Source organism: Streptomyces sp. NPDC056161 (assembly GCF_042268025.1).
Lineage (GTDB): Bacteria > Actinomycetota > Actinomycetes > Streptomycetales > Streptomycetaceae > Streptomyces.
In genome coordinates, this window is record NZ_JBHJUV010000012.1 from 79,224 (window position 1) to 91,177 (window position 11,954).

Genomic DNA, 11,954 nt, shown 5'->3' on the forward strand with positions numbered 1-11,954 from the left:
CCCTCAGCCAGTCAGTACATTTTAATATCGAAAGTATACAGGGCGCCGTAGTCCAGATGATTCACCGAATCCGTGATCTGCCTCCCCATCTTCTTGTTCATGCCCTTATCGATGAGCCGCAGGTTGTCATATATGTCACGGCCACCTGACTGCAGTTCGACTGTGTGGTCGGCCTGCATGTTGTTGATCCGCTCCTTGACTTCGTTCTGGAACGGCCGCCCCTTGGGTTTGGCCAACTGGTCCGCGCGAATGATGACCAGTTGCCTGAACCTAAAACTGAGATCATTGATCCGGGTGGCCAGGGCGGGATCCCGTGACGGCTTGTCCTTCTTCTTCTTCGGCTCCCTGAGTCTCCTCGCGGTCTCACCGAATTGAGCGATCAACATTTCACGGTCGATCTCGTCGAGGAACATTTCATCCGCGCTGCTCTTGAACTTGGAGACCTGACCCCGTTCGCCGGCCTTCTTGAGAGCCAGGGCCTTCCGGGCGAACTCCACCTTGTTCGCCATCTTCTCCGGGGTCCACGTCACCCGGGCGACCCCCTGCGGCAGGTTCGGGTCACCCACGATGGGCGGCTTGGCCCGCTGGATCGCGTCGCTCATGTGTACGCGGTGGAAAGCATCCTCCTCCTGGCTGACCACACCATCCGGAAGCTCACCGTTGTCCGGCTGCCATCTCCCGTTGTTGGCATCTTGGGCACGCAGCTTCTTCCTTGTGTCGCTTTCCGCCGTCCTGATCGTGCCAAGCGCTTTGTCCCTCGCATTGCGCTGATCCGCCTTGTCGAGATCCTTGAGTATCCGCCGGATCTTCATCATGAACTGATCGGCGTTCTCCGCCCCCTTGAACAGAAGCCAGTCGTGGATCGTCGAAATGTTCAGTGCCTGCTCAAGGCGTGCCCGTCGTTCGGGATCCTTGTTGAGGAATTCGTCCAGCCTGGCCGAAAGTTCGACTTTGGCGCGATCTCCCTCGCCGGCGCTTTCGGTCGGGTTCAACCTGGCATTCACCTTGAACGGGCTGCTCTGCGTGTCGCCGAGTTCGGTGAGCCGGTACCAGGTACGGAGCCCGACGAGCACAGCCTTCGAAGCCAGCCGGCCGATGCCCTTGCCCAGCATGTTCTGCAACCGCGGGCGAATCCGCTGGACGATCTTATGGAGCCGCGCTTCCTTCGACTCCTTCGACTTCTCGTCCTTCTTCCGCTGGTCCTGCTTCTGCCTCTTCTGCTCCTGCTGCCGCCTCTTGTGGTCCCGCAGCCGGTCCTTCTTCTTCTTGAAGAAGTTCCGCAGCTTGGACGCACCGTTCTTGAGTGCCTTGCCCAGTTTCGACTTCTTCAGCTTCCGGCCGAGGGTCTTCGCCGCGTTGCCGACCTTCTTCAAGGCGGACTTGACCGCGCCCTTGGCCTTCGCGAGTGCCTTGCCCACCGGAGACTTGGGCTTCTTGGGCTTGGCCGGCTTGGGGCCCTCGATCTCTTTCTTCTTCTTGGGGGTGGTGTCGGGCCTCTTGTCCTTGGCGGGACCCCGGTCCGGCGTCCTGTCCTTCGACGATTCCTGCTCCCGCTCCTTGGCGGGCTTCGGCTCCGAGTCCTTCCGCCCCGACTCCGCCGCGTCCGGCTTCTTCGCCGGCCCCTTCGGTGTCGCGTGCTCCTTCGGCTTCACCGGGGACTTCGGCTCCGGTGACGGTTTGCCCTTCGGTCTCGGTGCGGTGCCGGGGCGGGCCAGGGCCTGTCTGGCCTTCCGCATCGCCCCCCGCGCCGAGTTGACCGCGGCCCCGGCCGCCTTCTTCGCCCCGCCGCCGACCTTCTTCAGGCCGTCCATGATCTTCTGGGCCATGGCCTTGAGCCGTTTGCCGACGCCCTTCGTCGCCCTGGCCAGGCGCTGGAGGAGGAAGTTGGTGATGAAGTCGAGCAGGGCCACGACGCCTGCCGCGACCGCCTCCGCGAACAGGCAGGCCGCCGGGCCCGCCTTCACCGCCTTCAGGTACGCCCAGAACTTCGAGAACGCAGACAGGATCGAGCTGACCGTCGACCAGGCGGCCATCAGTCCCTGGACGATCGTCAGGATGGCGCCGGCGGCGGGGACGATCATCGAGACGACCTTCTCGATGACGAGTGTGGCGATCATCATCGGGAGGGAGGCGATGATCGCGTCCCAGGCCATCTTGCCGATCTGTTTGATCGAGACGCAGCCCTTGACCAGGACGTCGATGACCGCTTTGCCGAGGCCGAGGACGCCCTCGACCTTCGTGTCGAACCACTGCTTGACCGCCACCTTGATGGCGCCCCAGAGGTGGTCGGTGATGCCCGTCCTGGCCGCGCTGCCCGCCTTGGAGACCCAGCCGCCCGGGTCCGGCGCGATGTCGGCGACGAGTGCCGCGAACTTCCCCAGCGCCTCGATGGCCGCCTGGGCGAACTTGATCGCGCCCTCGATGACGGCCTGGTACGCCTTGATGACCGCCTTGACGCCCGCCTCCAGGACGTCGAGCAGTTTGTTCAGGCCCGCCGCCAGGGCGTCCAGGAGCGAGTTGACGGCCTTCTTCAGGCCGTCCGCCAGTTGGTTGACCGTCGCGACGGCCGCGTCCCGCAGGCCCTCGATGGCCTTGCGGAAGCGGTCCCGCAGCGCGGGGAAGGCGGCGAGGAGCGTGTCGCCGAGGGCGATCAGGACGTCCGCCAGCGCGTTGATCGCCTTGATCGCCAGGTCGCGTACGAAGTCGATGGCCTGGTTGGCCCACTCCTTGAACTGGTCGATGATCCCGTTGACCGCCTTGCGGGCGGCGTCGAAGACCGCGGTGACCGCCGCGAGCAGGCCCTTGAAGAAGTCGGCGACCTTGTCGGCGATCCAGCCGAACAGCCCACCGGAGGGCTTCTTCTCCTCCTTCTTCTTCTTGGCCTCCTTCTCGGCGTTCTCCCGCTCGGTGTCGATCTTCCCGTTGTCCGTGTCCTTGCGCGCGACGATCTCCTTGTCCTTGTCGTCGCGCGCTGTGACGATCTCCTTGTTCTGCTTGCCGTGTTCGTCCTCGGACTGCTTGTCCGCGTCCTCGATCTTCTTGTCCTGCTCGGTCCGCCAGTCCTCGCGCTGCTTCTGCGTCTCCTGGGCGACCTTGCCGCGTTCCGCGGTCTGCTGTGCGGTGTTCCGCTCGACCTCGCGGTCGATCTCGGTCTGCTTGTCCCGTTTGGCCTGCTGCTCGCTCTGCTGCTGTTCCTTCTCCTTGGCGCCGAGGTCGCCCTGTGCCTTGCCCGCGGCACCGGTGATCTCGGTGCCCTTCTCCTGCTTGGCGACGGCGCCGACGCCGGCCTTCGGCGCGGGCGTGGCCGCGAGCGCGCCGCCCTTGCCGCCTCCGGATCCGCCGGCCGCCTTCCCGGTGAGCTGTTCCCGGGGCGCGTCCGGGAAGATCTGGTCCTCGCCCATGGGCTTGGCCGCGTCCTCGCGGCCGGTCGTGCGCAGGTCGGACTGCTTGTCCTTGAGCGCCTTGGCCTGGTCGTCGGTGCGGGTCGGGTCGCTGGCGCCCTCCAGCCGGATCTTGGGCGCCGGGCCGACCGTCTTGTTCTCCAGTGCGGGGTCCGTGGTCGGGACGGCGTCGGCGGCGGCCTCCACGTTCTTCGCCTCGGCCTCGCTGAGCCCCTTGTCGGGCACGGCGGGCGGCGGCGGAGGGGGAACGTCCGCGGCGGGCTGGTCGCCCTCGGCCTTCGCGCCGCCCTTGGCCTTCTGCTTCTCCCCCTGGTCCTCGGGGCCGATCCGCTCCACCTTGCCGGTGACCTGCGCGGCCACGGGCGCGGCCGCGGGCGGCGCGGAACGCGTCTGCGGTGCCCCCGAAGGGCGTTCCCGAGTCGGCGGGGCCGCGTCGAGCCGCTTCTGCTCCTCGGCGATCTTCTTGTCCGCGGCCCGGTCGACGCCGGGCATGGCGGCGGCCGCCTGGTCGGGCGCCAGCTTGCTCACGGTCTGTACGGCGGCCTTGGGGTCCTGCCCGGAGACGTCCGGCGGATCCTGCGGCTTCTCCTCGGACGCGGCCTCGCCCCCGCCCCCGCCGCAACTGCCCTGCGCGCCCTCGTCCTTCTCGGGCGCAGGCGCGGGCGGCGCGCAGCCACCGCCGTCCTTCTCCAGGGACGCCTCGGGCCGGGGCGCGTCCGTCGCCGCGGTCTGGCCGGGCCCGTCGGTCTGCTCGGCGGCCGGGCTCACCGCCGCCTGTGCGACGGACGGCGCGGCACCCGGGCCCGCGGCGACGGCCGGCCCGGTCTTCTCCGCGGCGCCCACAGGACCGCGCGGTGCGGCCCCGGGCCCGGTCTCCTTGGGCACCCGGCTCTTGGCCTGGGGCGCCTCGCGCTCGGACCGGGGCGGTTCGGCACCGCGGCGAGCGGCGGGCGAGGGGTCGCGGTCCTCGACCGGTGTCCTGGGGGTCTGCGCACCCGCAGGCCGGGACACGGCGGCCGCGACCGGGCTCGCGACCGAGGGCGCGGAGCCCGGGGCCGACGGGGACGCGGCGCCCGTACGGGACTCGGCGGCCGTACGCTCCCGCTGTTCGGCCTGCTCCTCCTGCTCGTCGTTCGCGTCCGGCCGCTCGTCGTCCCCGGCCGCCCCGTCGGCACCGGAGTCGTCGGCGTCCTTGGTCTGTTCCTGCTCCTGCTGCTGCTCCGCGTCGGGCTTCTCGGTCTCCGGCTCGGGCCGCTCCTTGTCCTGGGTCGCGAGGTCCGGGCCGACCTCCTGGTCGAGCGGCTTGTCGGTCTCCTGGAGTTCCTTGGTGCCGCGGTCCTGGGCCTGCGCGACGGGCCCGTTCTCGGGCTGCGGGGCCTCGCCCTCGACGGGTCCCTCGTCCTGGCCGGGGGCCTTCGCCTCGGGCCCGGCGCCGTCCTCGTCCTGTTCCCCTTCGGCCTTCTCCCGTTCCTGTTCGGCCTTCTCGGCCTTCGTCGGCGGCGGCGCGGGGAAGGTGGGCGGCGACGGATCGGCGTCGCCCGGTCCGAGCTTGTCCGCGGTGGGCACGGCGGACAGGTCGAGGTCGGCCTCGGGCAGATAGTCCTCGGGTTCGAGCGCGGGCTCGTCCCGCCCGCCCGGTGTCCGGGTGTCCGCGTCCTCGCCGCCGGCGACCTCCTGGTCGGCGCCCGCTTCGAGGCCGAGCGGCCGTTCCTCCTCGCGGGGCTCGGTGTCGGCGCCGCCGTCCTCGTCCTTCTCGTCGAGGCCGTGTTCGGACAGCGCCGAGTCGGGTTGCTCGGCGCGTTCGTCGACCTTCTCGGGGCGTACCGGGCCGGGCTGGGCCTGTTGCCTGGGATCCGGTCCGGCCTGCCGCGACCCGGCGGCGGGCTGCGTCTGGTCGTCCCGCTGCTTGCGCTTGTCGGCGCCGGGCGCGGTGGCCTGCCGCGGGTCGGCCTCCTCCCGCTCGCACTGTTCCTTGCGCTGCTCCGTGGCCTGTTCGGTGCCCTCCTGCTGCCCCCGGGTGCGTTCGTCGGCGGCCTGGTCGGTGCGGTCGCGGTCGGTGGCGGCCTGCTCGTCCTCCTGCTGCTGTTCCTCCTTCGCCCGCTGCCGGGAGGCGTTGCGCTCGTCCTCCTGCTCGGTCCGCCGGGCGGCGTCCTGTTCCTCCGTGGCCGCGTCCGCGTGGGCCCGGCTGCGATCGCTGCCGGTCTTCTCGTCGCGTGCCTTGGCGTCACGCTGTTCTTCGCGCGCGTCGGCGGACCGCTGGGCGGCGGTCTTGCGGTCGGCGTCCTGCTTCGTCTGCCACTGGATACGTTCGACACCGAGCTGTTCGAAGAGGTCGATCTCGGGCAGCGGGGTGTCGGCGGGCTGGAGTTCGACGGGGCCGGGACGGGCCTGTTCGGCGATCTCCAGCAGCCGGTCGTACTCGGGGGTGAGCAGCCGGTTCGCCAGGCGCTCGATGACCGCGTCCTCCAACTGCTCGGACATGCGGGCCAGTTGGAGCCGCACCCGGCCGGAGGTGTCGGCCGGGTCGCCGCGCAGTCCGCGCAGCACATGGCCGGCGAGCCGGTCCACGAGGGTCGCCGGGTCCACGGCCTCGGCGCGCATCCGGTCGGCGTCGACGGTGGCGTAGCGCAGCCAGCCGGGTGTGGCCCGGCCCTCCTCGACCTGTGGGGCGGATTCCGCGGCGGCCGGCTGTACGACCGCCTGCGCGGCCGCTTCCGCCTCCCGCTCGATGGCCTGCTGCGGCAGGCTCACGGCGCCGAGTTCGCGGCCGGCCCGCAGGGTGCCGAGGCCGTGCGGGTTCTGCACCGTGTGCTGGAGTTCGTGGGCGAGCAGGCGCCGGCCCTCGTCGGTGCCGGGCCGGAAGGCGCCCTCACGGAAGAGGATGTCCTGGCCGACGGCGACCGCGTCCGCGCCGAGCAGTTCGGTCAGCTGTCCGGCGTCCCGGCCGGTGTGCAGCCGTACCCGGCCGAGGTCGTGGCCCAGCTGCTCCTCCAGCTCCCGTCGCACGCCCGGGTCGAGGGGCTGGCCCGCGCCGCTGACGATGTTCTTCGGTTCGGGCGTGCGGGACTTGGCGGCCCGTTCCTTGCGCTTGCGGCGGCGCTGTTCGGCGGTCTGTTCCGCACGGCCGTCGGCCCGGGTGCTCACCGGATCACCTCCCCGTGACCGCTCAGCCCTTCGTGGACGGCGCGCGCCAGTTCCTGGCCGAGCCGGCGGGCGGACAGCCCGGCCGGCAGCGGCGGAAGGCCGGACAGCGCGTCGACGGCGACCGGGCCGTCCACGGCCAGCGGTACGCCGTGCAGCCGTACGAGCCGGGTCAGTTCCGTCTCGAAGGCGGCCGACACGCGTTCCGGATCCGCCCGGAAGCCGTCCAGCACCAGTTCGCCGATCTCGACCCGGACCGTCGAGGGTGCCCGGTCCCGCGAGCGATTCACACCCATCCGCGGACCTCCGTGGGCGTCAGCGAGCGCTCCAGTTTCAGGTACTCGGTGCGGGCGGCGGCGAGCATGTGCCGCATCTGGAGCCGGTCGCCCTCCTCCGCGGCGAGGAAGGCTCCGGAGAGGGCGATGTTGCGGATCGAGCCGCCGGCGACGGTGAGCTGAGCGAGCAGTCCGGGGTCGATGTCCTTGACCGGGGCCTGCGGCGGCAGGACCCGGCGCCAGATCTCGGCGCGTTCGTGCTCGGCCGGGAAGGGGAAGTCGACGACGAAGCGGATGCGGCGCAGGAAGGCGGTGTCGAGGGCCTGCTTCATGTTGGTGGTGAGGACGGCGAGGCCCCGGTACGCCTCCATCCGCATGAGCAGGTAGCTCACTTCGAGGTTGGCGTACCGGTCGTGGCTGTCCTTGACCTCGCTGCGTTTGCCGAAGAGGGCGTCGGCCTCGTCGAACAGCAGCAGCGCGCCGCCGCGTTCGGCGGCGTCGAAGACCCGGCGGAGGTTCTTCTCGGTCTCGCCGATGTACTTGCTGACCACCTGGGAGAGGTCGACGACGAACAGGTCGAGTCCGAGTTCCTTCGCCATGACCTCGGCGGCCAGTGTCTTCCCGGTGCCGGAGCCGCCCGCGAACATCGCGGTCACGCCGAGGCCGCGGCGCAGGGTGGCCGCGAATCCCCACTCCTGGTGGACGGTCGCCCGCTGCCGCACGTGCGCCACGATCTCCCGCAGCACGCCGGTCTGCCGCTCGTGCAGGACGAGGTCGTCCCAGCCGGCCCGGGGCTCGATCCGCCGGCCCAGCTCGTCCATGCCGATCCGTGCCTCGTCGAGCCCGGCCCGCCAGGCGAGGCCGGCGGCGTCCAGCTCGTCCTCATGGGGCAGCAGACGGCGTACGGTGGCGGCCGCGGACCGCACGACGTGCGGCGGCAGCTGGAACTGGGCCACCAGCGAGCGCAGTTCGCCGTCGTCGAGGTCGCCGATGTCCCGGAACGCGTCACCCCAGAGCGCGAACTGCTCGTCGTCGTCGAGCCGGGGCACGGTGATCCTGGCCCGGTACGACCGCTCCGACCGCGGTGGGTCCTCGCTCGACACCACCACCGGTACGGCGGCCCCGGCCAGGAACGCCTCGGTCGCCGCCCGCTGGTCGCGGTCCAGTTCGCCCACCTCGACGAGGAGCGCCGAGGGCAGCAGGATCGCCTCGCGCTGCCACAGCCGGGCGAGCCGGTCGCGCTCGACGGGGTCGGAGGGGACGTCCTCGGCGCTCATCGAGTACAGCCCGAGGCCCGCGCGTGCGGCCGCCGCCGCGGCGATCTCGGCCCGGCCGTGCGGATCCCCGCCGGTCACCAGGACGAGTGGCGCGTCCGGTCCCGTGCCCGCCGTCCAGCCCTCGGCGAGGCCACTCGCCGCCAGGTCGTAGGACGGCGTCAGCGCCCGCGGCACCGGTACGCGGCGCAGTTGGCCGTGCAGACGGGCGTCCAGGTAGGGCGAGCCGAGCAGGAAGTGCAGGATGCGTTCGTCCAGCCGGAGCCGGGACGTGGTGAGCCGTGCGGGGTCGTCGAGTTCGACGATCCGCCAGCGCCTGAGCGGGGCGACGGGGGTGAGGGCGCTCCAGTGCGGGTCGTCCAGCGCGGCCAGGGCGAGCGAGAAGGTGGGGTGGGCGCGCTGCGGGTCGCCGGCCGCCGCCGCGCACCGGGCGGCGGTCGTGGGGTCGAGTTCGTCGGCGGCGGTGAGCAGGACGACGTCACGTTCGAACGAGGTGAGCCCGAAGCAGTCGACGAGGGCGGCGAGGGCGGCGGATCCCGGGCCGGCGAGTACGACGTCGGCGTCGGCGCCTCCGGCCCCCGCACCGTGGGCGGCACCGGGGTCCTCGGCTCCGCGCTCCGTACGGCCGCCGTCCGGGTGCGCGGTGTCCCGGGCGGCGCGGGCCGCGTGGGTGTCGACGCGGGTGAGGACGCGGTGGATCTCCGTGGTCAGCGGCGTGCCGTCGCCGGGCGCGGCGGCCGTCGCCGGTTCGTGCGTCGTGTGTGCTCCCATGTGGTCGCCCGCCCCCCTCGATCCCACGCCGCCTCAGCTCTCCGTGTCCTCGTCGGCCCCGGACCGCGTCGTGGTGCCGGTGTCCGGGTGCTCGGCGGGCCGGGTGGTCCTCGTCGCCCGCTTGGTGGTCTTGCCCGTCCGGGCGGGCTGCGCCGTCCCTCGGGTGCGGGCGGGCGCCTTCGGTGCGGCCTTGGCGACGGCCTTCCCGGGCCGTTTCGCGGCCCGGCCGGCGCCGGCGCGCTCGGTTGCCTCGTCGGTGCCGGTCTTCCCCGCGCCGGCCCCGCTCTCCGCCGCGCCGGTCTCGTCCCCGCCGGTCGACGGCCGGTCGGCACGTGACGGTCCCGGCGGTACGGGTGCGCCCGGCGCCCCGAACGGCAGCACCCGTACCTCGGGCCGCTCGACGGGCTTCGCCGGTACGGGCGTCTCGCGGCCGTCGATGAGGACGAGGGACGCCTGGTAGACCACGGACAGCGCGTACGGGGTCTGGTAGAGCATCCCCCACAGCTTCGACGTCTCGTCGACGTCCATCACCATCGGGGTGAACCGCACCCGCTGGGCCGCCTCGGCGAGGTCGCTGCCCGCCAAGTACGGCTTCTCCCCGGCGAGTTCGATGACGTCCTTCGGCAGCACCGGGATCTCGTGCAGGGTGCGCACCACCGAGCCGATGAGCCGCTGGCCGACCAGTTCGGTCTCGTCGCCGTACGCGCTGATCACGTAGTGCAGGTCGAGTGCGGCCACGGCGCGGCGCACCAGGGTGCCGTCCGGGGCGCGGGTCGGCAGGTCGTCGTTGCGCCGTGAGACGTTGGGTGTGACCTGGTAGAGGAAGACGGAGATGGTGGGATCCGTCGGCGGGTCGGCGGGCGGCTTGCGCGGCTCCACCTTGACGGCCATGTCGATCTCCGGCTGGAGGTGGGACTCGATCAGCAGGGCGAGGGCCTGGCTGACATGGGCGATGACGAGTGCGTTGCTCATGGCGTCAGTTCCTCGGTTCCTCTCGTCGTGCCGGTGCTGCCGCGGTCACTGCCGGCGTGGTTCACTCGCGCCCCCGGGCCAGGTAGTCGGCCAGGCTGAGGGCGGCGCCCGGCCGTTCGGCCGACCGGGCGGCGGACGGGCCACGGCCGCCGGACGGCGCCTGGCCGGCCGTGACCTCCAGTCGCCCGATCTGCACCTGGACCACCTGCTCCGGCGCCCGTGCGGGGCGGCGGGCGGCGGCCGTGCGTACGGCGTCCCGGGCCGCCGTCGTGTCCGCGGGGCTGGGGTGCGCTGTCGCGGACACGACGACGGCGGGATCGGCGTCCCGGCCCGGGAGGGTGGGCGGGGACGCCGCGGCCCGGTCCGCGCGGGGTTCCGGGCGCCCCGACCCGGGGGTGCGCGATCCGGGCCGGGGCACCGGGAACGGGCCCGGCGCGGGAGGCGCGACGGGACGCAGCAGGGGGGCCTCGACCGGGGCGGCCGGAGCCGGCCGGGCCGCCGGTGCGGCGGGCGCCTGCCGGGTGTGCACGACGGTGCGCTCCCGTTCCGTGTACCGCGGGCCCCCGGCGCCGGCCGGGCCGGGCGCCTCCTGGTCCGCCGCGGCAGTCGGCACCGTGAAGGGCCAGGCGGCCGGGTCGGCGGTGTCGGGGTCCGGGGTGCGGGCCCGTACCGCCTCGACGCGCTCGAACGGGCCGGGCAGCCGGGGCCGTACCCGGGGCGCGGCCGGTCGCGGGGCGGTGTGCCGGGCGATCAGCCGGTCGAGGAAGTCGGGCTCCGCCGGGGGCGCCTCGGGGGTGGAGTCAGACATCCGCACACAGCTCCAGGTAGTAGCGGCGGCGCAAGGGGCTGAGCGCCAGGATCTCCGGCTCGCTCCAGCCGTAGGCGGTGGCGAGCAGGTGGACGTCGAGGAGCAGGTCCCGTGCCCAGGAGTCCAGTTCGGTCCACAGGTAGGAGGCGATGTCGAGTTCGGCGCGGGTGGCGGCGCCGCACTCGGGGCAGCGGATGTCGAGCGTCAGGTCGGCGGCCGGATCGGCGGTTTCGACGGTCTCGGCGAGGCGTCGCTGTACGTGGGCCGGCAGGGCGTCGGCGGGCGCCGGTGCCCCGTCCCGCGCCGCCGAGACCAGGCACCGGGCGAGCAGTGCCGCGCGGGGGTCGGCGGACCGGGCCGCCGCGGTCAGGTCGGCCGGGCCGGGCAGCCGGAACTCGATCTCCCAGCCGTCCTCGGCGAGCCGGACGACCCGCTCCCGCGGCCCGGTCGCCGACCGGGCGAACTGGCCCGCGTCCAGGTCGAACTCCATGTCCTGGCCGCAGTCGCGGCAGTCCGTCCGGACCTGCATCCGCTCCCCGAACAGGGCCCGGCGCAGCGCGAACAGGTCGGCCTCGCGTTCGCCGACCGGCAGCGCCACGAGCGTCCCCGGGTCGCTGTCCGGGCGTGCCGTGCGGTGCAGCAGCAGGGCACGCCCGGCGGGCGCCTCGGCGAGCCCCGCCTCCCAGGTGTCCAGCAGTCCGGCCGTCCCGGTGATCGCCATGTCTCCCCCGCGTTCCTCGACCGGTCCGGGTTCAGGCCGGGTTGAGGAAGGACGGTTCCTCGGGCTCGGGCACCTCGTAGTCCCGCTCCCAGCCCTCGCACTCCAGCTTCAGGCTCTGGATCGCCACCGCGTTGGCGTTGGCGTCCAGTTCGCCGAGCACCTGGTACTCGCTGGGCCAGGCCCGGTAGAGCTTGTGCGACACGGCGACCTGGCCCGCCTCGTTGAGGACCTGGATGACGATGTCCTTGCGGAAGTCGGCGAGGGACACCTCGGAGCCGAGCCCGGCGCCGACCTGCCAGACCTTGTTGGCCCAGCGGTCGAACTCGGGGTCGTGGGTGACCCCGCGTTCCAGCGTGATGCCCTCGAATTCGGAGCGGCCGGGCGACTTGCGCGGGGAGGACGGGTCGCCGCCGTGCCGGTGCTTGACGACCTCCGTGGTCCGCTTGAGCGGACTGATCTTGCTGATGCCTGCGACCGTACGACCGTCCCACAGGACCAGGAACTTGAAGTTCTTGTAGGGGTCGAAACGATGGGCGTTGACGGTGAACTCTGCCATCGGATTCCTTCAGCTCTCCACGTCTTCGGGGTGCC

The 11,954-nt window shown here is 72.3% G+C and carries 7 protein-coding genes; all 7 read right to left on the bottom strand.

Going from position 1 to position 11,954, the window contains the following annotated elements:
• Nucleotides 1-11 precede the first annotated feature (11 nt).
• The 7 genes from ACFC09_RS13600 to ACFC09_RS13630 all read right to left on the bottom strand — a co-directional run bounded on the left by ACFC09_RS13600 (nt 12) and on the right by ACFC09_RS13630 (nt 11,919).
• Nucleotides 12-6,545, bottom strand: a complete 6,534-nt coding sequence (locus ACFC09_RS13600) for a DUF4157 domain-containing protein (protein WP_376526968.1) — start codon at nt 6,543-6,545, stop codon at nt 12-14.
• Complete coding sequence (locus ACFC09_RS13605; protein WP_376526970.1) at nt 6,542-6,838, bottom strand: hypothetical protein; 297 nt, start codon at nt 6,836-6,838, stop codon at nt 6,542-6,544. The genes ACFC09_RS13600 and ACFC09_RS13605 overlap by 4 nt, the downstream gene beginning before the upstream one ends.
• On the bottom strand, nt 6,829-8,862 hold the full coding sequence (locus ACFC09_RS13610; protein ID WP_376526972.1) for an ATP-binding protein: 2,034 nt from the start codon (nt 8,860-8,862) through the stop codon (nt 6,829-6,831). Before ACFC09_RS13610 ends, ACFC09_RS13605 begins: the two co-directional genes overlap by 10 nt.
• A 33-nt stretch (nt 8,863-8,895) precedes the next feature.
• Nucleotides 8,896-9,834: a DUF4255 domain-containing protein gene (locus ACFC09_RS13615; protein ID WP_376526974.1), complete on the bottom strand. Its 939-nt coding sequence runs from the start codon at nt 9,832-9,834 to the stop codon at nt 8,896-8,898.
• Nucleotides 9,835-9,895: 61 nt separating this feature from the next.
• A complete protein-coding gene (locus tag ACFC09_RS13620) occupies nt 9,896-10,642 on the bottom strand; it encodes a hypothetical protein (protein ID WP_376526976.1) in 747 nt (248 codons plus the stop codon).
• Complete coding sequence (locus ACFC09_RS13625; RefSeq protein ID WP_376526978.1) at nt 10,635-11,363, bottom strand: hypothetical protein; 729 nt, start codon at nt 11,361-11,363, stop codon at nt 10,635-10,637. Before ACFC09_RS13625 ends, ACFC09_RS13620 begins: the two co-directional genes overlap by 8 nt.
• 31 nt (nt 11,364-11,394) lie before the next feature.
• Entirely contained in the window at nt 11,395-11,919 is a 525-nt protein-coding gene (locus tag ACFC09_RS13630; RefSeq protein WP_376526980.1) for a phage tail protein, read from the bottom strand.
• Between the last annotated feature and the right edge of the window lie 35 nt (nt 11,920-11,954).